This window comes from Domibacillus sp. 8LH, from assembly GCF_038806185.1.
GTDB classification, from domain to species: Bacteria; Bacillota; Bacilli; order Bacillales; family Domibacillaceae; genus Domibacillus; species Domibacillus indicus_A.
Window position 1 is genome coordinate 476,871 of sequence record NZ_JAVJNG010000001.1, and the last position, 22,723, is coordinate 499,593.

The window sequence follows — 22,723 nt, forward strand, 5'->3', positions numbered from 1 at the left end:
TTTTCAGCCTGTCTTTTTTTATTATGCAGATTTTGATTGCTGCATTTGACGCACTTCTTCGAGGTATTGTCTCCCTTTCACTTCATTGTACTGTCCTTCCCATTTAGACATTACAATAGCAGCAAGAGAGTTACCTACAACGTTAACCACTGTACGGGCCATGTCCATGATCCGGTCGATTCCCGCGATGAATGCCAAGCCTTCAACCGGGATTCCCACGCTTCCAAGTGTAGCAAGAAGCACGACGAAGGAAACGCCTGGAACTCCTGCAATCCCTTTAGAAGTAACCATTAACACAAGTACAAGTGAGATTTGTTCTGCCATCGACAAGTCGATTCCATACATTTGCGCGATAAACAAAGCTGCAATCGCCTGGTAAAGGGTAGATCCATCAAGGTTGAATGAATAACCCGTTGGAATAACGAATGAAACGATCGCTTTCGGGCAGCCGAACTTCTCCATTTTTTCAATTAATTTCGGCAGCACTGTCTCCGAACTTGACGTTGTATACGCAAGAATCATTTCGTCTTTTAAAATTCTAAATACGTTAAAAATGTTTACTCCAGCGATTTTCGCTGTAATTCCCAAGACAACAAGGATAAAGAAAATCATTGACACGTATACAAGAATAACCAGTTTGCTTAGCGGGATCAGTGATTCAACCCCGAATTTAGATACGGTGACACCGATCAAGGCAAATACGCCAAACGGCGCAAATTTCATGATTTGGTTTGTAATATAAAACATCGCTTCTGCCGTTCCCTGGAAAAATTGCAGAACCGGCTTTCCTTTTTCACCGATTGCGGCAATACCAAGACCAAATACAACAGAGAAAAAGATGATGGCCAGCATATCACCCTCTGCAAGAGACGTGAATAAGTTTGACGGCACAATATTAACAAACGTTTCCGCAAACCCATGGCTGGATGTTTCTTCTGTTGTGTCTACGTAGCTACTGATATCGGTTTTATCCAAATTGGACATATCAACTCCAGCACCCGGCTGAAAAATATTGGCGGCAGCAAGACCAACCAGAATTGCGATTGTTGTAATAATTTCAAAGTAAAGAATGGTTTTACCGCCCAGTCTTCCAAGCTTTTTCGTGTCGCCGACACCGGCTACCCCGACAATAATGCTGGAAATGACAATCGGAATAACAATCATTTTAATGAGACGCAGAAAAATGTCGCCAATTGGCTGCAGATACGTAGCAACATGCGGGTTTCCATAAAACATGGCTCCGACTGCTATACCAAGAATTAAACCAATTAAAATCTGCCATGCTAAACCTATTTTTTTCATTTCATCAATCCCTTCCCCTTATTCATCATCCATCGCTGCATTCAGCTGTCCGCCAAATACGGCTGGTTATTCCCTCAAAAACAGCTGTCAGTTGTGCTTTTTTTGTTTACATCGAGATGACAGGTATACTTCCATGTGTATAACTATATTTCATCACCTACAGAATCATACAATTACCTACAAAGGGAGCGTTTTTTTTATAAAAAAAAACGTTATGTTGTATTACGCATCGCCCAATTGTATACTATTCTTCATGAATTGAAACAAAAGGAGGGTTTTTTATTTTTCCTTCCCGCGCCTTTTTGAAAAATGAGCGGCTCCTGATACTTATCATGATTTTGGCTGTTCCAGCAGCAGGAGAACTGAAGATTTATCCATTTGGAGAAGTGTTCAGGATTGGGCTAGGTCCGCCGGTTATGTTTTTCTTTTTGTTATATTTAAGGAAAGAACGGATCATATGGGCCGGCCTGCTTACCGCTGCAGCGGTCTTTTTATTTCGTACTGGTCTTGAGACAGCTTCTTTTCATGAACAAGATCTCATCCTTTCTTTTTCGCATCATGTTCCAGCTTTTATTTATTATTTTTCACACGCTTGTTTGTTCCGTCTTTTTTGCGTAAAAAGTCATCGAAATGAGCTGCTTGGCGTTGGATTTGCCATGCTTGGAATTGATTTGGCTTCCAATTCTATCGAGCTTTTTATTGATTATCTGCTGTTTGATATTTCTCTTTCTTTCAACGACATAAAAGAAATTGTTTTTATTGCACTTGCCCGCAGTTTTATCGTTGTTAGTTTGCTGAACATGCTGAAACTAAATGAAGCGTATACAAGAGAAAAGCATATCACGGAGCGAAATGAGTATATGCTCATGCTTGTTTCCAGCTTGTATGAAGAAACTGTTTATTTAAAAAAAACACTCACTGATGCAGAAGAAGCGACAAAAGAATCCTATCATCTCTATCGCTCCCTAAAACAGGAAGATCATCCGGCAAGCCAGGAGGCATTGAAGCTGGCGGGTAAAATTCACGATATTAAAAAAGATAATCAGCGGATTTATGCCGGACTTTCCAATGTAATTACAAACGAAAGCCCGAAAGATTTTATGAGTGCTGAGGAACTTCTTCAACTAACAGTCCAGATCAATGAAAAGTATGCTGTTGCCTTAAAAAAGAAGGTGACTTTTTTATCTGCAGTATCGGGGAAGCATCCTCCCTATCATGCTTATACATTCCTGTCCCTTCTCAATAATTTGGTTTCAAATGCTGTCGAGGCCATACCGAAGGAAGGGTTTGTCCAAATCAAGCTTTTATCGCAGCAGGAGCACATTGAGCTTCAGGTGCGCAATAGCGGTCTTCCTATTTCCGATAAATATCAGAAGGTAATTTTCGAGCCGGGCTTTACAACAAAGTATGATGAACAAGGAAACCCTTCAACAGGCATTGGGCTTGCCCATGTAAAGGAGATCGTGAATGGCTTTCATGGCAGCATTCAATTAAAAAATGAACCAGGCAGTGTTTTATTTCAAATTAACATTCCGGTCCAGGCGTTTATGCAGAAAGGTTGATTACATATGCGTTTTTTTCTTATAGATGATGATGATGCGATTCGTCTTACGCTGACGAAAATTATTGAAGATGAGGATTTGGGAGAGGTAGCCGGAGAACAAGCAGATGGCGATGGATTAACCGGCGCGTTTTTGAACATGCAAAAAATTGATATCCTTTTTATTGATTTGCTGATGCCGATCAAAGACGGCCTGGAAACGATTCGTGACTTGGCAGGGTACAACGGCAAAGTGATTATGATTTCACAAGTGGAAACGAAAGAACTGATCGGTGAAGCATACGCCCTCGGTGTAGAATACTACGTTATGAAACCGATCAACCGAATTGAAATCATTACCGTTATTCGAAAAGTAAAAGAGCGGATTCAGCTTGAAAAGTCAATCCAGACGATTAAAACATCCTTAAACAGCCTGCTACCGCCCGAAGAAGCGGACAAACGCACTGTACAAAGCGAAACGAGCTTAATCGATACAGGAGAGTACCTGCTGGCTGAACTGGGGATTGTCGGCCATAACGGCGCGAAGGATTTGCTTGATATTCTTTCTTTTTTATTTTCGGACGAGGAAGCAGCTTTCGATCAAAACTTCCCTTCTTTAAAAACCATTTTTGAAAAGACAATTCAAAAAAGACTGGGTGAATCCGCTTCCGCCCAGGCGGTTAACAGGGAAATAAAAGCTTCGGAGCAGCGGGTCCGCCGGGCTATTATTCACTCTATCGTCCATTTTGCTTCACTCGGGCTGACTGATTACGCCAATCCTAAATTTGAGTTTTATGCGGCTAAGTTTTTCGACTTTATGACCGTCCGTCAAAAAATGATGGAACTGCAAAAAGATCCAAACGCCGCTTCTGCTCCCGTTAAAGTGAATATGAAAAAATTTATCCAAATGTTCTTTTTTGAAGCGAAACGCTTAAGAACTGAAACAAGCCATCTATACTAACAGAAAAAACCTGCAAACTGATGCGTCTGCAGGTTTTTTGCATTTATACTTGTAATTCGTCTTTGTTTGCTGCTTTTTCTTTGTACGTAATTAACTTGCCTTTTTTCTTTAATTCTTTCTTTTTCCAAATCAGCCATAGCTGGGAAGCAATAAAGATAGACGAGTATGCTCCACCAATCAAGCCGACCAAAAGCGCAATAGAGAAGTTTAAGATCGACGGGCTTCCAAGCACAATCAACGCGATAACAGCAATGACGACAGTTAAAACCGTATTGATAGAACGGGCCAGCGTCTGCCGGATACTTTTATTGACAATATTGTCCAACTGCTCCGGTGCCGTGATTTTCTTTGCCTTCGTCATATTTTCGCGAATCCGGTCAAATGTAACGATCGTATCGTTAATCGAATACCCGACAATCGTCAATACAGCCGCGATAAAGGTAATATCAACTTCAAGGCGCGTTAAACTGAAAAACGCAATGATGAAGAATACGTCATGCAAAAGTGCTAAAACGGCAGCAAGGCCCATATAAAATTCAAAGCGGAACGCCACATACAAAATAATTCCTATTGTGGCAATGGCAAGTGCCTTCATTGCATTTTTCGCCAGCTCTTTTCCAACGACCGGCGAAACGGTGCTGATATTTGGCTCAGATCCAAATTTTTCATTCATGCCTGCTTTGACTTTAGCAATTTCCTGCTGCGTCAGCGCTTCATCAAACCGGGCAGACGCAATGGTTTGATTGTCCCCGCCAAGCGTTACATTTACGTCATAGCCAAGCTTGTCGAGCTCTGCTTCAACCGCCTCCTCGGTTAACGGTTTCTCAGACAGCAATTCCATCCGGGAACCGCTGGAGAAATCAATACCCAGGTTTAAACGGAACACAGCCAGTACAATCATGCCGGCAATAATCGCCACAGCCGACAATGCAAACAGCTTTTTATGCGGTTTAACAAAATCCAGCTTATCAAATTTAGTTGGCAGATCCAGTGCATCATATCCTTCACTGATCGGATGAATATCTGCTTTTTTCACGCCAAACCATCCCGGTTTATTATTTAGCCAGTTGCTTTTCACAAGAATGCTCATCAGCACCCTTGCACCCCAAATAGCGGTAATAAAGCTGACAAGAATACTGATAATCAAAGTTGTCGCAAAGCCCTTTACAGAGCTTGTCCCAAAGTAAAATAAAACGCCGCCTGCCAGCAGTGTCGTTAAGTTTGCGTCAACGACGGTCAGGAAGGCGTTGCTGCTTCCTGTCTTGAAAGCGGCTTTGATCGGCCGGCCGATCTTAATTTCTTCCTTGATCCGCTCTGCGGTAATGATATTCGCATCTACTGCCATCCCAACCCCAAGTATAAGGGCCGCGATACCCGGCAGCGTCATGACTGCACCAAGCAAATCAAAAATAAGCAGTGTTAAGTAAAGAAAGGCTATCAGTGTAATGACTGCTACGAATCCCGGCAAGCGGTAATATAGAATCATAAATAAGAAGATGATCCCGATACCAACAATACCAGCAAGCATCGTTTCATTGAGTGCTTGTTCACCAAACTGTGCGCCAACGGACGTTGAATATATTTCTTTCAGTTTGACCGGAAGAGCTCCTGCATCCAGCAGTGCTGCAAGTTCCTGTGCTTCTTCTACTGTAAAATCCCCTTGAATGGTAACTTCTGTTGTATTGAATACCTCGTCAACATTTGGTGCCGACAAAAACTTTGGATTTTCTTTTTGAACTTCCTTGGCAAAGGAATCTTTGCCTTCTTCAAAATCAAGCCAGATGACCAGCTGATTATTTGGTGCCATGGAAACAATTTTTTCTGTTACTTCTTTGAATTTATCCTTATCTTTTAACTTAACAGCGACGTTGGGCTGCCCTGTTTCCGTAAAGGACTGCTCAGCTCCACCTTCGACAAGATCGCTTCCATCCATCATCAACTTGTCGTTTACATCACGAAAAGATAAATTTGCCTGTGTAGACAGCATGCTTCGTGCCTGCTCCTGATCCTCTATACCAGCCAGCTGCACACGAATTCGATTGCCTTCCTCCACTTGAATGCTTGGCTCGCTGACACCGAGAGCGTTAATTCGCTTATCCAGCGCTTCAGCGGTATCCGCTACTACACTTTCCGTTATTTTCTGGCCTTCTTTTGCAGGCTGTACTTCATAAAGCACTTCAAAACCACCCTGCAAGTCAAGGCCCAGCTTAATATCCTGGACGATGTTTTTTGCCGTTGTACTCATCGCTCCTAACAAAACGAGGACCACGAGCAAAAAAGCAACGATCCGGCTCCGTTTTACCATTCTACATTCCCACTCCTTATGATATATAAAAACCAGTTGATAAAAAAAATTCCGGTAACGAATACCAGAATCCCTCAGCCCTCTACATTATGAATGAGAACAAACAGGCTGTCAATTTACTCCCTTTCTTTAGGCGGAGCAAACAAAGCAGCTATTTCCTTATCAGACAGCGGTTCACTCCATTCCGGCGCTTTAAAGGCCGTCAGCTGCGTGTAATTCATATATTCCCCCGGCTTCACTGACAGGATATCTCCTACTAAACGAGAAAGCGAACGCTCTGTGTCCATTGATTTCCACCTTTTTTCTTTCAGAAACCGCCATAGGATACCCGTTTCTGCAGTTTCATAGTGAAGCAGCCGAAACTCTTCCACCTTGCTGACCAGTGCCGGCAGCAGCTTGTTATAATACACATCGTACGGATGATTTCCCATCATGAATGCCCCCTGTCATGCTCGTCCATCTTTGTACATATATCTCATTATACAATACTTTTCTCACAATTACTTTCTTAGAAAAGGCGGTGGCAGATTGTCATCATTTATAAAAGGAACGATGTGGCTTGCAGGCGCTATTTTCCTTGTGAAAATCCTTGGCTTCGTCAATCGGATGGTCATTGCCCGGTTAATTGGCGAAGAAGGGGTCGGCTTGTATATGGCTGTATTTCCAGCTTTTATATTAACGATTACAGCCGTTCAGTTGGGACTGCCGGTGGCTGTTACACGAAGCGTTGCCGCTGCAGAAAATGATGCACAGCGAAAGCATATTTTCTGCACATCGCTTTTTATTACCCTTTCACTGGCAGCCGTTTTAACACCTTTATTTTGTTTACTCGCACCTTATCTTGCTGAAAACTTATTTCATGATAAACGGGCAGTCCTGCCGCTTTATGCAATAGCACCGTCGATTCCAATTATCGCCATTTCGTCTATTGTACGCGGCTATTTTCAAGGAAAGATGAATATGAAGCCAGCTGCTCTTTCACAGCTGATTGAGCAGATCGTTCGAATCGGCTTGATTATCGTATCGGGGAGGCTTCTTCTGCCTTATGGAATCGAGTATGCTGCAGCAGGTGCCATGGCAGCTGCCTCAGCTGGAGAGCTGATTTCCCTCCTTTATCTTCTCGGCTCCTTTCGTTCGGAGTGGCGGAAAGTCAGGAAGTATCCCGGCAGGCGGACAAGCCGGCCTCTTTTTGGCGAATTGGCGGAAACGGCCCTTCCTGCTGTTGGAAGCCGGCTGATTGGGTCTGGGGCCTGGTTTTTAGAGCCGATTGTCGTCGTGAAGAGCCTGGCCATTGCAGGACTTGCTTCGAGTGAAGCGATGAAAGAATACGGAGTGTTGACGGGCTACGCGCTGCCGCTCATGTTCCTGCCGTCTTTTTTAACGGTTGCTCTTTCCTCTTCGCTCGTTCCGGATATTAGCGAGTCTTTCAGTAAAAAAAGATTCAGCAACGTTGCCTGGCGGGTAAATGAATCCATCCGCTTTTGCTTGTTTTCAGGCGGATTCGCTACGATTATTCTGTTTTTGTTTGCAGAGCCTTTTATGCTGGTGATGTATCATACCCAAAAAGGAGCCGATTTAATTCAGCTTATGGCACCCTTTTTCCTTCTTTATTATTGCCAGGGACCGCTCCAGGCAGTTCTTCAGGCACTTAACTTGTCACGTGCTGCCATGCTGAACAGCTTTTATGGCGCTGTGGTAAAGCTTCTCATCATCTTTCTTTTATCAAGCCAGCCTGTGTTTGGTATTCGCGGCACAGCCATTGCCATAGCAGCCGGCATCGTGATTGTTACACTTCTTCACACAGCGTCTATGCTAAAAGCCGTACCGTTTTCCCTTCAATATGGCTTATACGCAAAAATCGGTTTGCTGCTTCTCTTTACCTTTTTCAGCGCCCAGGCGTTTCTTCCCTTTCTTAAAGAGAGTACCTTCCTTTATGTAGGAGGTGGAATGGCCGGCTGCCTGCTCATTTATGTGGCTGGTGCTGTTGTACTCGGTATCTTTAAAAAAGACGACTTGTCCACGCTTCTTTTTTGGCGCACATAAAAAGCCCGGAATATTTTCCGGGCTTTTGCATGTTAGACAGTAGTTTTGTTTACTACATCACGTACCGCAGAGCGGTCAAATGTTAAACGTGTACCATCGCCGACTACAATGGTGATCGTTGTTTCATCGGTTGATTCAATCATACCGTGAAGACCGCCAATTGTGACGATTTTGTCTCCTTTTTGCAAATTGGTCTGCATTTCCATCACCGTGCGCTGACGCTTTCGCTGCGGGCGGATCAACAGGAAATAAAACAGTGCAAACATGATAATTAAAGGGAGAAACTGAGCTAATGCTTCCATTCGTATTCTTCACTCCTTTCCAAAAACAAACAACGTCAAAAGTTTTTTGCATCCGGACGATTGAACCCGTATTGCTCAAAGAACTCCTCGCGGAAATCACCAAGCCGGTCCTCTCGGATCGCTTGACGTACGTTTTCCATTAATTTTATCAGAAAATGTAGGTTATGGTAAGTCGTAAGTCTAATTCCAAATGTTTCATTACAATGAAGCAAATGGCGGACATACGCACGAGAATAATTTTTACATGCATAGCAGCTGCAATTTGGATCAAGCGGCCCAAAATCACGGGCATACTTGGCGTTTTTCACGACAAGTCTTCCTTCACTTGTCATCAGGGTGCCGTTGCGGGCAATACGTGTCGGCAGTACGCAGTCGAACATGTCAATTCCGCGTATCGCTCCATCAATTAACGAATCGGGTGATCCTACCCCCATTAAATAGCGCGGCTTGTCTGCCGGCAAATGAGGCGTTGTAAACTCAAGTACACGATTCATGACATCTTTTGGCTCGCCGACTGATAAGCCGCCAATGGCATAACCCGGGAAGTCAAGCGACACGAGGTCACGAGCGCTTTGTTTACGAAGATCTTCATATTCACCGCCCTGTACAATACCAAATAGCCCCTGATCCTGCGGCCGTTGGTGTGCAGTAAGGCAGCGTTCTGCCCAGCGGGATGTGCGCTCTACAGATTTCTTCATATATTCATACTCTGCCGGATACGGCGGGCACTCGTCAAATGCCATCATAATATCAGAACCAAGCGCATTTTGAATCTCCATTGCTTTTTCTGGAGATAAAAACAGTTTGTCGCCATTAATATGATTACGGAAATGAACGCCTTCTTCCTCGATTTTCCGGAATTCACTTAACGAAAACACCTGGAACCCGCCGGAATCCGTTAAAATAGCGCCATCCCAATTCATAAATTTATGAAGGCCGCCTGCCTCCTTCACAATATCGTGCCCGGGGCGAAGCCACAGGTGATACGTGTTGCTAAGCAAAATGTTCGCGCCCATCGCCTTAATATCTTCTGGCGCCATCGTTTTAACCGTGGCAAGCGTTCCAACCGGCATAAAAACCGGCGTCTCAAAGCTGCCATGCGGTGTATGTACACGGCCAAGACGCGCTCCTGTTTGTTTACATGTTTTAATGTGTTCGTATTTAATGGCTGTCATTCGTTTTGTCACCTTTCACATCGATAATAAGCATCGCGTCTCCAAAACTGAAAAAGCGGTATTTCTCTTTTACAGCTTCTTCATAAGCTGCGAGCACAGGCTGCTGTCCGGCCAGGGCACTGATTAACATAATGAGCGTAGACTTTGGCAAGTGAAAATTCGTAATCATACCGTCAATCGCCCGGAATTCAAATCCCGGATAAATAAAAATATCGGTCCAGCCGCTTGATTGTTTCACTTCCCCGTGTTCGCGCGCAGCCGTTTCAAGCGTACGAACAGAAGTTGTTCCGACCGCAATAACCCGGCCGCCTGCTCGTTTTGTTTCCCGAATCGCTTCTTCCGTTTCGGCAGAAATGGTATAGTACTCCGCATGCATATCATGGTCTTCGATTGAATCAACCGAAACCGGACGGAATGTCCCAAGACCGACATGTAGCGTAATAAACTCGATTCGCACGCCTTTTTCTTTTAACTCGGCTAAAAGCGGCTCAGTAAAATGAAGACCCGCCGTCGGTGCAGCCGCAGAGCCGCGCTCTTTCGCATATACAGTCTGGTAGCGGTCCCGTTCTTCAAGCTGTTCTTTAATATACGGAGGGAGCGGCATTTCACCAAGCTCGTCAAGCACTTCATAAAAGATTCCTTCGTATTCAAAGCGAAGCATCCGTCCGCCCTGCTCTTTTTCTCCGACACAGACCGCTTTCAGCTTACCATCTCCGAATGAGATGACACTGCCTTCTTTAATACGCTTGGCCGGCTTCACCAATGTTTCCCATACATCCGTTTCATCCTGCTTCAAAAGAAGCACTTCAATATTAGCGCCTGTTTCTTCTTTGACGCCATGCAGACGAGCCGGCAGCACTTTTGTGTCATTTAACACAAGTAAGTCGCCCGGCTGCAAATAGTTTGTGACATTTTGAAACGTTTCATGAGTGACGCTTCCCGTGCCCTTATCCAGCACCATCAAACGACTCTTAGCCCGCTCTTTCAGCGGTGTCTGTGCAATTAACTCTTCAGGAAGCTCAAAATCAAAATCTTCTACTTTCATTTCTTACACCTCTAATTTATCTCCATTTTCCAATTACATAAAAAAGAAGCGACAGCACAATGCTTGCCACGATCGATGTTACAATCGGAAAATAAAAGGTTGCGTTTTCTTTTTTAATTACAATATCGCCCGGCAGCCGGCCGAGCTTTCCAAATTGGACAAGAAGCCCAACGAGGAATAAAACGGCCCCAGCTGCCATCAGCATTTTGCCCATACTCGTCATAATGCAGGCAGCTCCATTCCAAAATGCTCATAAGCAGCCGGCAGGGCGATTCTTCCACGTGGCGTCCGCTGCAGAAAACCAATTTGCAATAAATAAGGTTCATATACATCCTCTATTGTAGCAGATTCTTCGCCAATGCTGGCAGCCAGCGTATCAAGCCCCACCGGACCGCCTTTAAAACGGCTTAATATCGTGTTAAGCAATTTATGGTCAATATGATCAAGGCCAAGGCGGTCGACCTGCAGAAGCTCAAGCGCTTCGTTCGCTTTTTCGATCGTAATGTGCCCTTCTCCACGGACTTCCGCATAATCGCGCACCCGTTTTAATAATCGATTGGCAATACGAGGTGTACCGCGTGAGCGGCGCGCCAGCTCACCGGCTCCTTCTGCATCAATTGAAGTGCCAAGTATATCTGCCGTCCGCATGACTACTTCCTTGAGCTGATCAGGCGTATAGTACTCTAACCGGGAGTGAACGCCAAACCGGTCACGAAGCGGCGCAGAAAGTGCCCCGGCCCGTGTAGTTGCGCCAATAAGTGTAAACGGAGGCAGATCAAGTCGTACTGACCTTGCTTCCGGCCCTTTTCCAATCACAATATCAAGACAGAAGTCTTCCATTGCCGGATAAAGGACTTCTTCAATCGAGCGTGGCAGCCGGTGAATCTCATCAATAAACAGCACATCGCCTGGGGCAAGGGCTGTTAATACTGCGGCTAAATCTCCTGGACGTTCAATGGCCGGACCGGATGTTGTCCGGAATCCGGACCCCATTTCGTTGGCAATGACCGCTGCCATCGTTGTTTTGCCAAGTCCGGGAGGCCCATACAGAAGCACGTGATCCAGTGTTTCTTCCCGTTTCAATGCTGCTTCAATAAAAATAGACAAGTTTTGTTTAACTTGTTCCTGTCCAATATATTGACGTAACGTTTGCGGCCGGAGCGACTGCTCTTCAAATCGTTCTTCTGCTCCGGCTCCTCCTGATAATACCCGCTGATCTTCCAATCCAGTCCCTCCTTCTTATCCAAGCAGCAGCTGCAGTCCTTTTCGGATGTACTCATCAGTAGACATGGCTGCTTCTTTCTCGAGCCGGCCCGTAATGCGCTTGATTTCCCGCGCTGAATAGCCCAGCGCCTCAAGCGCAAGCAGCGCTTCATCAAGCGCAGCATTCCCCGATGAAGCAGGTTCCGGCTGTTTTGGAGCAAATAAACCGGTCAAAGAATCCGATACAACGTGATCCAGTTTTCCCTTTAAATCTAAAATCATTTGGCGCGCCGTTTTTTTGCCGATCCCCGGGAATTTCACCAGATAGGGCTCGTCTTCGCGCTCGATTGCACTGACAACGTGTGATGGTGTTCCAGAAGCCAGAACCGCCAGCGCTCCTTTTGGACCGATGCCGGACACACTAATCAGCTTTTCAAATAGCCTTTTTTCTTCCATCGTTGCAAATCCAAACAGAACATGAGCATCTTCACGAACATGCTGATACAAATAAACCGTTTTTTCTTCCTGCTCATGTTTTGAAAAAGCAAATGGGTTCGGTGTAAGCACTCGGTAGCCGATACCATTGTTTTCAACAACAATATACTCCGGCCCTACAAATGTAATAAATCCTTTAATATACTCGTACAAATTCCTGTCTCCTTTTATACGCTTGTTCATTGTATCATATCATATCAGCGCCAAAAAAGAAACATTTGTTCCCTGAATATTCAGTCACCTTTAAAAAACTCATCAACTGCCACAACAAGTGCTCCCATTCGCTCATGTTCCGGTGCTACCACCCGTGTGACGCCATATTCGCTTAGCGTTCCAGTTGTAACCCTGCCAATCGAGCCGGCAACCGCTTTTTCATTAAAAGCCTGCGCCAGCTTCCCGGCCAGCCCTTTTTTTTCCGCTTCTTTAAATAAAACACGCACTTGTGGTGTCGCCGTAAATAAAACAGCATCGATTTCACCGTCAATGATTTCATGGACCAGTTTCGTGACTACTTCAGGATATGGAACCGTCGTTTCGTACGGCATAATGCATGTTAAATCTGCTCCTTTTTCTGCAAACCCCTGTTCAAGAGCCGGCACCCGCTCTCCATGAAGCTGTAAGAACACGCGCTGTCCAGCTAAATCCACTTCTTCAAGCGCCCCAAGCAGTCCGGCGTTTGTGCCGTCACCATCAATAATTTCCGGAGCTAACCCATGTTTTTTTAACTCCTGCACAGTTTTGTAGCCGCGCGTTGCAATTCGGGAAGCCGCTACCGCTTGTTGAATCGGCTCACTCAGGCCAAGCGAGGCAGCTGCTTCAAAAAGAGCCGCTGTTCCGACACCTGTTGTAAAAACACTCCAATCTGTTCCGCTTGCGATCACCGCTTCAAGAATTTCCTGCATATCCTCCGGCTTACATTTTATTGTTTCCTGAAGTGGCCGTTCGTAAGCCATACCGCCTTTTTTTTGAACCATCATGCTCATTTCTGCCATTTTCCGTGAGCCAGTAATGGCAATTCTTTTTTCATGCAAGTTTCCCATTTTATCTCTCCGTTTCTCTTTTCTTTTAATACTATCCGTTTCCCCGGCTTTTTTCCATAGAAAAAGGCGGCTCAACCTCGGTTGAGCCGCCTTAGTTTCTTATTTAACTGGCTTTTTCAAAACAGCAAGAAGGAGAGCTGTTACAGCTGCGCCTACCAGGACTGCTACCAGGTAAAGAAGCGGGTTGCCTTGTACAACAGGGAAAACGAAGATTCCACCGTGTGGTGCAGGCAATTTAACACCAAAAATCATTGTCAGCGCACCGGCTACTGCTGAACCGGCTACTGCCGCTGGAATTACGCGTGCCGGATCTTTTGCAGCGAACGGAATCGCGCCTTCTGTGATAAAAGAAAGACCCATAATGTAGTTTGTTTTACCCGCATCGCGTTCTTGTACAGTAAAACGATTTTTAAAGAATGTTGTCGCAAGCGCGATACCAAGCGGCGGAACCATACCGCCGGCCATAACCGCTGCGTGCGGTGCAAAGTTGCCGGCATCAATCATGGCAATACCGAATGTGAAAGCGGCTTTGTTAATCGGGCCACCCATATCAACAGCCATCATACCGCCAAGAATCACACCAAGAAGAACAAGGTTGCTTGTTCCCATGCCGCCAAGGACATCTACAAGCCATTGGTTCAAGGCACTTACAGGACCATTAATCACATAAACCATTGCCATACCGGTAATAAAGATACCGAATAGCGGGTACAACAGAACTGGCTTAATGCCATCCAATGCCTGAGGAAGGCCGGCAAAGATTTTTTTCAACAATACAACTGCATAACCAGCAAGGAAACCGGCAATTAAACCACCAAGGAAACCAGAGCCGCCATTTGCAGCCAGCATACCACCAACTAAACCAGGAGCAAGGCCAGGACGATCCGCAATACTCATCGCAATAAATCCAGCAAGAATCGGAATCATAAGAGCAAATGCACTGCCGCCGCCGATATCCATTAATGCTTTTGCAAACGGATTGTATGTTGGATCATCAGGATTTACTGCATTAATACCAAAGAAGAATGAAATCGCGATTAAAATACCGCCGCCGACTACAAGTGGAAGCATTGCGGATACACCGCTCATTAAGTGCTTGTAGAATGCGTTGCCAGCTGAAGAATCGCTTTTCGATGAAGACGCTGCACCACCACCGCCGCCCTGGAATACAGGTGCATCCTGCTTTACGGCACGGTCAAGCAGTCCATCCGGGTTGCGAATGCCTTGTGCCACTGGCACTTGAATCACATGCTTGCCTTTAAAGCGCTCCATTTCTACCTGCTTGTCCGCTGCGACGATAATGGCTGACGCTTTCGCAATTTCATCGGCTGTAAGCGCGTTTTTCACGCCGCTTGAACCGTTTGTTTCCACTTTAAAGTTTAAGCCTTTTTCTTTCGCTTTTGCTTTCAGTGAGTCTGCTGCCATATACGTATGCGCAATCCCTGTCGGGCAGGCTGTTACCGCCAGTACAAGCGGTGCATCCGCCTCAGCAGGAGCAGTTGTTTCTTCTTTTTCTTCTACATTTTCACGCAGGTCAAACGCTTGAATAATTTCGTCTTCATTTTTAGCGTTCATTAGCTCATCCCGGAAGCCAGGATCCATTAAAAAGCCGGATAAGCTTGAAAGTGTTTCTAAGTGCGCTTCGTTTGCGCCATCTGGAGCCGCAATCATGAAGAAAAGTGTAGCTGGCTGTCCATCTAATGATTCATAATCAATTCCATTTTTCGCACGGCCAAATGCTACAGCCGGTGTTTTAACAGCTGCTGTTTTCGCATGTGGAATTGCAATGCCTTCTCCAACACCTGTTGTGCTTTGTGCTTCACGGGCTAAAATGGCTTCTTTATAGGCAGCACGGTCGTTTAAACGGCCGGCTTGATCTAGTTTCGCAACCAATTCATCAATAACAGACGCTTTATCTGTTGCAGACAAGTCCATGATGACTGTGTCTTTTTTCAGTAAGTCTGTGATTTTCATACTAATCCCTCCTGCTCTGATTTTACAATCGTCACACGGCTGTACACGTCTTCTACTTCTTCTTTTGTGCACAGATCATCGGAAAACGCTGTTGCGCTTCCTGCTGCAACCGCCCAGCGGAACGCTTCATGAGGCGCTAGACCCGCATCGATTTTAGCCATGAATGCAGCTACCATGGAGTCACCGGATCCGACTGTGTTTTTCACTGTGCCTTTTGGTGAAGAAGCGAAATAAACGCCTTCTTTATGAACAAGAACAGCACCATCGCCACCCATAGAAACGATCACGTTTTGAGCGCCTTCATCTACGAGTTTTTTCGCAATAGAAGCGGCTTGTTCTTTTGTTTCTACTTTTGTATCGAACAATTCACCGAGCTCATGATGGTTCGGTTTCACGAAAAACGGCTTGTATGGAAGAAGTGCTTTTAGAGCTGCGCCGCTTGTATCAACGACAACCCGCGCCCCTTTTGCTCTTGCCGCATCAATTAATGTTCCTGCATAGTCTGCTGGCAGTGAAGACGGTACGCTTCCGCCGATGTGAAGCCAGTCCCGATCCGTTAATTCACTCGTTAGCTGAACCAGCTGCTTCGCATTCTCGTCTGAAATAAGGGGTGATGGACCATTGATTTCTGTTTCGCTGTTTGATTTCAGCTTTACATTAATACGCGTGGCGCCTTCGACAGGTGTAAAGCGGTGAGATACCCCTTCGCGATCCAGTTCGCTTTTGATAAACTCTCCTGTAAATCCTCCTGCAAAACCAATCGCGCACGTGTCGCTTTCAAGGCGCTTCAGAACACGCGATACGTTAATTCCTTTTCCTCCGGCATACATATCGGCGCTTTCAGAGCGGTTTAATCCGCCTGCTTGAAATTGATCGACCCGTATCACGTAATCAATGGCCGGGTTTAGTGTGCATGTGTAAATCATGATAGTGCCTCCTTGATGTCCGTTACTTTCTCGAACATCCGTCTTGTTTTCTCCGGGATTTTGCCCGTAATAATGACTGCGTCTTCAAGATTAGCAATATAAGCAAACGTGCTTTCCTGAAACTTCGACGCATCCGCTAAAATAAACGGCTGCTGTGCACGCTTTATTGCCTCTGTTTTCACAGCTGCTTCTTCCGGATCCGGTGTAGTATACCCTGCTTTTAAATGAATCCCGTTTACACCAAGAAATGCTTTGTCAAACCAATATTGCTGAAGGCCGTGTACCGCTCCTGTTCCCGTTAAAGCTTCCGTAGACTTCTTTAACCGGCCGCCGGTTCCGTACGCTTCAATTCCCTGTTCAGCTAAGAGACGCAGATGATCAAAACCGCTCGTGACGGCGACAATATTTTTCGCTTGAATATATGGAATAAGAGCAAGTGTTGTTGTTCCCGCATCAATAAACACGCAGTCATTGTCTTCAATAAGGGATGCAGCCAGGCGTCCGGCCGCACGCTTTTCTTCTGAGAAACGATTACTTTTTTCACCCATCGATGGTTCAATACGTTTCCTGGATACTTTTGCAGCGCCGCCGTGAACCCGCCTAAGGAGCCCTGATTCTTCCAGATCCGTCAAATCGCGGCGGATGGTAGATTCTGACGCCCCTGTTGCTTCCGTTAGTTCTTGAATCTTAACCACTTCTTTTTCTTTTAAAAGATTTAAAATCGTCGCGTGGCGTTCTTCTGTCAGCACTGGCTGCATCCCTCCTTTATTTTTGTTACTTTCATTATATAACCGCTTTCATACAAAAACAATCATTTTCAATCATTATTTCTCAAAAACATTCATATTTTGATTACTTGTGACTGATTCATGAAAAAAACGGGCAATTTCCGTACTATTTTATCTGAAAATTATGTGAATATACAAAAGCATACTATTTTCCATCCATACAAAAAAAGACGTGCGAAAGCGCACGTCTTTTCAGTCAACGATGACAGTATGGGCATTTTGGCATCATCATTTCCGGATAATGCATGTTATCATGATGCTCTTGTTCTTCCTCATCTTCCATCTCTGGCATCAACCCGTAAGGCTGGTGCATATACGGCACTGGGCAAGGCACCGGCACAAAGTAACATGGTATTGGCGGACAAGGCATCATCATCTCGTGTTCAAGCTGTGGCGGTGCGGATGGCATGGATGGCACCTGCGGTACAGATGGCATCGATGGCATAGACTGTATCGGCGGCACAGACGGCATCGATGGTGCTGGCGTTGGTACTGGTTCTGCCGTTGGTGCCGGTACCGGCTCTGTCATCCAGTCTTCCGGCATGGTCAGTTCAGGTTCAGATTTCATGTCTTCTTCCATTCCTTTTACTTCTTCCATTCCTTTTGTTTCTTCCATTCCCTTTGCTTCTTCCATTCCTTTTGTTTCTTCCATTAAAGGTGGGTATGCAAATGGCTTGTTGTTTGCATATGGATGGCTTTTTTCCATTATCGCAGCCGTGTCGGGTAATTTAATTTTCATACCCGGAACGATCATATCCGGATTGGCCAAATGGGCATTTAGTTTTTGTACTTCTTCAAACGTCACTCCATGTTTCTCGGCAATCGACCATAGCGTATCACCGCGCTGCACAATATGGATCTTCATTGTGTCCCTCCTCAATGATCATTCACCCATATTGTATGCGCCCGGTAGGCCGGTGTGCGAAAAAATCAGTATGCTCGTGCCAGCATACGGTCAAGCGACCATTTGGCTTCTTGGGCCGTGCGTGCATCCACTTGAATAACGTTTCCGCTCTTTCCTTCTGCAATGGTTTCCAGTGACCAAAGCAGGTGTGGCAGATCAATCCGATTCATGGTGAGGCACGGACACATATTCGGATTTAACGAGACGATTTCTTTGTCCGGATGCTGCGCCATAATCCGTTTGACAAGGTTCATTTCTGTTCCAATAGCCCAGGCTGTACCAGGCTCTGCCTGCTCAATCACATCGATAATATACTTTGTGGAGCCGTTATCATCTGCCAGCGCCACTACTTCTCTACGGCATTCCGGATGAACGATAATCTTCATGTCCGGCCGTGTGCGGCGCAGTTCTTCAATATTAGCGACCGTGAAATTTTCGTGAACCGAGCAGTGTCCCTTCCATAAAATAACCCGGACTTTTTCTATATCTCCTTCATATTCCAATGTATCGGTAATCGGGTTCCAGACCGCCATTTCTTCAAGCGGCACACCAATGTCGAAGGCTGTATTGCGCCCAAGGTGCTGATCCGGCAAAAACAAAATACGCGGCTTTTCCGTAAACGCCCATTCTACCATTGACCTTGCATTTGATGAAGTGACACACGACCCGCCATTGCGTCCGGTAAAAGCTTTTATCGCTGCGGTTGAATTGACATAAGTCAGAGGAATCATCGTGTCACCGAACAACGCCTGAAGGGCTGTCCACGCGCGCTCTGTCTGATAAATATCAGCCATATCCGCCATGGAGCATCCTGCACGCATATCTGGCAGGTAAACCGTTTGTTTTTCACTTGTTAAAATGTCGGCTGTTTCCGCCATAAAATGAACGCCACAAAACACAATATGTTCTGCTTCACGGTTCGCTGCTGAGACCTGTGCAAGTTGAAGAGAATCTCCTACTGCATCTGCGAATTGAATGACTTCATCTTTTTGATAATGGTGGCCAGGAATAAATAACGATTTGCCCATTTCCTTTTTAATTTCCCGCACCCGTGCTTCCATATCCTCCTGCGCCATTTGCCGATACTGATCCGGCAGCATCCCTTTAACCAGTTCAGTTAATGCCATGCAAAACCTCTCCTTTCATTTCTACTCTTGCGCTAATATCAAGTGCTTGAACGGAATGTGTTAATGCGCCAAGCGAAATCCATCCGATTCCCGTTAACGCGTAGTCACGGATTGTTTCAAGCTCAATGCCTCCTGATGCTTCTGTTTCAATATGCGCCGGTACAATAGGCAGCCACGCTTCGATCTGGGCCGGCGTGCAGTTATCAAACATAATAATATCCGCGCCTGCCTGCACAGCTTCTTTGAGCTGTTCTTCCGATTCAATTTCCACTTCAATTTTGATGGTGTGTCCGCATGACTGCTTCGCTTTTGTAACAGCCTGCTTAATCCCGCCTGCAAATGCAATATGGTTATCTTTCAGCATAATGGCATCATAGAGCCCATTGCGGTGATTGAATGCACCGCCTGTCCGAACTGCATATTTTTCAAGCATACGAAGGCCGGGAACCGTTTTTCTTGTATCACATATTCTCGCCCTTGTTCCTTCTGTTTCTTTTACCGCGGCCGCCGCAGCTGTAGCAATCCCGCTCATTCGCTGAACCAAATTTAAAATGACCCGCTCTCCTGCTAAAAGCGATCGATACGGCCCTGTAATTCTTGCAAGGCATTCTCCTTTTTTCACCTGGTCGCCGTCTTGTTTCAGTACACTTGTTGAAATGGTTTCGTCTACGAGACGGAACCCCCGTTCAATCACAGCTCTTCCGCAAAAAATACCGGCTTCTTTTGCCCAAAAAGAAAACGTCCCTGCTTCGTGTTCACTAAAAATGCTCTCCCCTGTCAGGTCGCGATCTCCTATATCCTCAATAAAAAAAGCTTTCAGCATATCGTCCAGTTTCATGCCATTCATGTTCTTCACTCCTTGTATACAGCCATTTATTTTGAAAGGTAATCCATGTTTTTGCCCATTGCTCATTTTTTTCCGGGTAATCAGCCCGAATATGAGCGCCGCGTGACTCAGTACGTTTTAACGCGGCGGAAACAATCAAATAAGCAGTTATATGCATAAAGAAACGCTCAATTTTCTCGATCGGCCAGCCGCTGATGTCCCCTTTTTGTGTTCCTGCCTGCTTTAAGCAGTCTTCGAGTTCTTGAAGCGTTTTCTTTGTCCGGATAATACCGGCTCCCTCCATCATAGCCGCCTGAAGCTCTTCTTTTTGTAAAAGCGGCGGAGGGGAAGCCGGCATCACCGGCTCCGGTCCATAAACACTTCTTTTCTCTTCTTCGTCGTAAAGTACCGCTTCAACAAAACGTTTTCCGAAGGCAAGGCCTTCAAGAAGAGAATTGCTTGCCAAACGATTTGCCCCATGCACACCTGTACAGGCTGTTTCTCCAATTGCATACAGCCCTTTTACGCTTGTACGGCCGCATGTGTCTGTTTTTACGCCGCCCATTAAAAAGTGGCTTCCCGGTGCAACAGGGATGCGTCCTTTTGTGACGTCTACGCCGTGCCGGCGGCATAACGCGGCAATGGACGGGAAGCGGCGGTCAAACTGTTCGATCATCGAGATATCTAAAAAAACATCTCTTCCCTGCTGCCGGGCTTTGTAAATCTCAAAAGCTGTCACATGACGGGGTGCTAAATCTTCGAGCGGATGTATATCCTTCATTATTTTGCGGCCCTGCTCATCGATCAGTACAGCCCCCGCTCCCCTGACCGCTTCTGAAACGAGTCCTTTCGTTTCGCCATTTATAAATAAAAGAGTCGGGTGAAATTGCATAAATTCCATATCGGTTACTGCGGCTCCAGCCCGGCAGGCCAAAGCAATTCCGTCACCCGTAATCGTCTCCTGGTTAGAGGTAAACGAATAAAGAGCCCCGGCCCCGCCCGTTGCCAGCACAATATGGTCTGCATCATAGTGATACAAATCCCCTTGACTTGATTTTGTTTTAACACCCGTGCAGATACCATCATGAACGATGAGGTCAATCGCCATTTCTTCTTCACGGATCGTGACCTGCTCCGGCAGGTGTGCGATTAAATGCTCAATTGTCCACTTCCCGGTTGCATCGCCGCCCGCATGAATAATCCGGCTTGTGCTGTGTGCTCCTTCTAAACCGAATGAGAGACTTCCATCTGCTTGCCGATCGGCCGGGAACCCTTCCCTTAATAAGCTGTTTACTTCACGAGCTCCTTTTACAACCAGCTCTCTGACAGCTTCTTTATTGTGATGGTATTCACCCGCCGCGAGAGTATCTTGTATGTGAGATTCATTTGTATCAGATAAAGACAAAACGGCTGCAATACCGCCTTGCGCATAGTAAGAGTTGCTTTGCCGAATCGTCGTCTTTGTGATAACAATCACATTCATATGCAGCGCTAAATGTCTAGCGGCCTGCAGCGCCGCAATCCCGGAGCCGATAATGACCGCCTGTGGCATTTTTTTCATTGCCCACCCTCACTTTACAGTTGTCTTGACACCTATCTTTACATAAAATAAAAAGAAAGACAAGCTTTAATTTTTTGCTCAGAAAGCAGGGATAATATGTATTTTGATTATGCAGCCACCTCTCCAATGAAAAAAGAGGCACTCGATATATATATAGAAGCAGCAAGTCGTTTTTGGGGAAACAGTTCCAGTCCGCATGATGAAGGAACACGCGCTTCCCTCCTGCTTGAACGAAGCCGGGCTCTTATTGCTGAGCGGGCTGGTGTGCAAAAAGAAGGGATTTACTTTACAGGCAGCGGAACGGAAGGGAATTTGCTGGCGATTCTCTCTTTAGCGCGAAGCAGCGGAAAAAAACATATCATTACATCTATGGCAGAGCATACATCCGTGCATTCTGCGATGTCCGTTCTGCAATCAGAAGGATTCTCCGTGACGAAGCTGCCGATGACCAGGGAAGGAATTGTTGCTGCAGAAGCGGTAAAAGCATCGATCAGCCCCCAAACCGGGCTCATTTCTATTCAGCATATTAACCCGGAAATCGGTACGATTCAGCCGGTGGAAGAACTGGCTGTGGAGGCAAAGAAGCGAGGAATTTTTTTTCATACAGACTGTGTTCAATCGTTTGGCAAAATGCCTCTTCATTCCATTCACGCCGATGCCATGACTTTTTCAGCCCACAAAGTCGGCGGCCCAAAAGGCTGCGGAGCAATTTATCTGTCTCCGTTTCATGCGTTAAAGCCTGTGTTTCCCGGTTTAACGCATGAAAAAGGCGTCCGCGGCGGTACAGTGGATACACCGGCTGCTGCGGCTTTTGCAGAAGCTGCCCAAACGAATTCATGTCTTGAGAAACTTTCCTCCCTGCGTCGTCTACTGAAACAGGAGCTGAAGGACTCTTCGATTCGGTGGATTGAAGGGCCAGACAGCAAGCAGTACCCGGGTGTAATTGGTATGTGTATTCCCGGCGTGGAAGGACAGCTGGTGATGCTGGCTTTAAATGCCCGGAATATGTATATCTCAACCGGGAGTGCTTGTGACGCTTCTTCTGCATCAGGCATGAAAGCAGCACTTGCGATGGGAATGTCCATGGAAGAAGCACGGCAGTTTTTCCGCGTTTCATTTGGTTCTGAGACGACAGAAGACGAAGTCCGGCAGCTCGGACAGGCACTTATTCATGTTGCAAAACAAGCGGTTATGCTATGATTACCG

The 22,723-nt window shown here is 45.9% G+C and carries 20 protein-coding genes and 1 pseudogene; 4 read left to right on the forward strand and 17 right to left on the reverse strand.

The annotated features are described in order from the left end of the window. Positions 1-21: 21 nt before the first annotated feature. Entirely contained in the window at positions 22-1,302 is a 1,281-nt protein-coding gene (gene gltP / locus RG959_RS02530; RefSeq protein WP_309089868.1) for a glutamate/aspartate:proton symporter GltP, read from the reverse strand. 332 nt (positions 1,303-1,634) lie between these two features. Here gltP and RG959_RS02535 point away from each other — a divergent pair, with 332 nt between their 5' ends. Then, complete coding sequence (locus RG959_RS02535; RefSeq protein ID WP_342795812.1) at positions 1,635-2,864, forward strand: ATP-binding protein; 1,230 nt, start codon at positions 1,635-1,637, stop codon at positions 2,862-2,864. A 6-nt stretch (positions 2,865-2,870) separates the two neighbouring features. Continuing rightward, positions 2,871-3,803 (forward strand): response regulator, encoded by a 933-nt coding sequence (locus tag RG959_RS02540; protein WP_342795813.1) that lies wholly within the window; start codon positions 2,871-2,873, stop codon positions 3,801-3,803. A 43-nt stretch (positions 3,804-3,846) separates the two neighbouring features. Here the strand turns inward: RG959_RS02540 and secDF are convergent, their stop codons facing one another. Together secDF and RG959_RS02550 are read right to left on the reverse strand one after the other, a co-directional pair. Next, complete coding sequence (gene secDF / locus RG959_RS02545; protein ID WP_342795814.1) at positions 3,847-6,108, reverse strand: protein translocase subunit SecDF; 2,262 nt, start codon at positions 6,106-6,108, stop codon at positions 3,847-3,849. A gap of 116 nt (positions 6,109-6,224) precedes the next feature. Further along, entirely contained in the window at positions 6,225-6,539 is a 315-nt protein-coding gene (locus RG959_RS02550) for a post-transcriptional regulator (protein WP_342795815.1), read from the reverse strand. 121 nt (positions 6,540-6,660) lie between these two features. Here RG959_RS02550 and spoVB point away from each other — a divergent pair, with 121 nt between their 5' ends. After that, positions 6,661-8,151 carry a stage V sporulation protein B gene (spoVB, locus tag RG959_RS02555; protein WP_483298844.1) on the forward strand — a complete coding sequence of 497 codons (1,491 nt, stop codon included), beginning with the start codon at positions 6,661-6,663 and terminating at the stop codon, positions 8,149-8,151. A gap of 32 nt (positions 8,152-8,183) precedes the next feature. On the opposite strand, the gene yajC is transcribed toward spoVB, so the two are convergent. From yajC to nadB, 14 genes and pseudogenes are all read right to left on the reverse strand, one after another. Continuing rightward, a complete protein-coding gene (gene yajC / locus RG959_RS02560) occupies positions 8,184-8,453 on the reverse strand; it encodes a preprotein translocase subunit YajC (RefSeq protein WP_251269541.1) in 270 nt (89 codons plus the stop codon). A 35-nt stretch (positions 8,454-8,488) separates the two neighbouring features. Next, on the reverse strand, positions 8,489-9,628 hold the full coding sequence (gene tgt, locus RG959_RS02565) for a tRNA guanosine(34) transglycosylase Tgt (RefSeq protein ID WP_242233354.1): 1,140 nt from the start codon (positions 9,626-9,628) through the stop codon (positions 8,489-8,491). After that, positions 9,615-10,673, reverse strand: a complete 1,059-nt coding sequence (gene queA / locus RG959_RS02570; protein ID WP_342795817.1) for a tRNA preQ1(34) S-adenosylmethionine ribosyltransferase-isomerase QueA — start codon at positions 10,671-10,673, stop codon at positions 9,615-9,617. Before queA ends, tgt begins: the two co-directional genes overlap by 14 nt. A 16-nt stretch (positions 10,674-10,689) precedes the next feature. Then, a complete protein-coding gene (locus RG959_RS02575; protein WP_342795818.1) occupies positions 10,690-10,896 on the reverse strand; it encodes a DUF2905 domain-containing protein in 207 nt (68 codons plus the stop codon). Next, positions 10,893-11,897, reverse strand: coding sequence for a Holliday junction branch migration DNA helicase RuvB (ruvB, locus tag RG959_RS02580; protein WP_342795819.1), 1,005 nt, complete (start codon positions 11,895-11,897; stop codon positions 10,893-10,895). The genes RG959_RS02575 and ruvB overlap by 4 nt, the downstream gene beginning before the upstream one ends. 15 nt (positions 11,898-11,912) lie before the next feature. Continuing rightward, positions 11,913-12,524 (reverse strand): Holliday junction branch migration protein RuvA, encoded by a 612-nt coding sequence (gene ruvA / locus RG959_RS02585; protein WP_251269545.1) that lies wholly within the window; start codon positions 12,522-12,524, stop codon positions 11,913-11,915. A gap of 80 nt (positions 12,525-12,604) precedes the next feature. Next, a complete protein-coding gene (locus tag RG959_RS02590; protein WP_342795820.1) occupies positions 12,605-13,411 on the reverse strand; it encodes a uroporphyrinogen-III synthase in 807 nt (268 codons plus the stop codon). Positions 13,412-13,510: 99 nt separating this feature from the next. Further along, a complete protein-coding gene (locus tag RG959_RS02595; RefSeq protein ID WP_342795821.1) occupies positions 13,511-15,385 on the reverse strand; it encodes a PTS fructose transporter subunit IIABC in 1,875 nt (624 codons plus the stop codon). Beyond that, positions 15,382-16,311 (reverse strand): 1-phosphofructokinase, encoded by a 930-nt coding sequence (gene pfkB, locus RG959_RS02600; protein WP_342795822.1) that lies wholly within the window; start codon positions 16,309-16,311, stop codon positions 15,382-15,384. The genes RG959_RS02595 and pfkB overlap by 4 nt, the downstream gene beginning before the upstream one ends. Further along, on the reverse strand, positions 16,308-17,060 hold the full coding sequence (locus RG959_RS02605) for a DeoR/GlpR family DNA-binding transcription regulator (RefSeq protein WP_342795823.1): 753 nt from the start codon (positions 17,058-17,060) through the stop codon (positions 16,308-16,310). Before RG959_RS02605 ends, pfkB begins: the two co-directional genes overlap by 4 nt. Positions 17,061-17,826: 766 nt before the next feature. Beyond that, a pseudogene (locus RG959_RS25570) lies at positions 17,827-17,964 on the reverse strand (LysM peptidoglycan-binding domain-containing protein); the annotation flags it as partial. 65 nt (positions 17,965-18,029) lie between these two features. Continuing rightward, positions 18,030-19,130 carry a quinolinate synthase NadA gene (gene nadA / locus RG959_RS02615; protein WP_342795825.1) on the reverse strand — a complete coding sequence of 367 codons (1,101 nt, stop codon included), beginning with the start codon at positions 19,128-19,130 and terminating at the stop codon, positions 18,030-18,032. Continuing rightward, positions 19,117-19,977: a carboxylating nicotinate-nucleotide diphosphorylase gene (nadC, locus tag RG959_RS02620; protein WP_342795826.1), complete on the reverse strand. Its 861-nt coding sequence runs from the start codon at positions 19,975-19,977 to the stop codon at positions 19,117-19,119. Before nadC ends, nadA begins: the two co-directional genes overlap by 14 nt. Next, positions 19,931-21,517 (reverse strand): L-aspartate oxidase, encoded by a 1,587-nt coding sequence (gene nadB / locus RG959_RS02625; RefSeq protein ID WP_342795827.1) that lies wholly within the window; start codon positions 21,515-21,517, stop codon positions 19,931-19,933. Before nadB ends, nadC begins: the two co-directional genes overlap by 47 nt. Before the next feature lie 96 nt (positions 21,518-21,613). Here nadB and RG959_RS02630 point away from each other — a divergent pair, with 96 nt between their 5' ends. Next, entirely contained in the window at positions 21,614-22,717 is a 1,104-nt protein-coding gene (locus RG959_RS02630; protein ID WP_342795828.1) for an IscS subfamily cysteine desulfurase, read from the forward strand. Positions 22,718-22,723 lie beyond the last annotated feature (6 nt).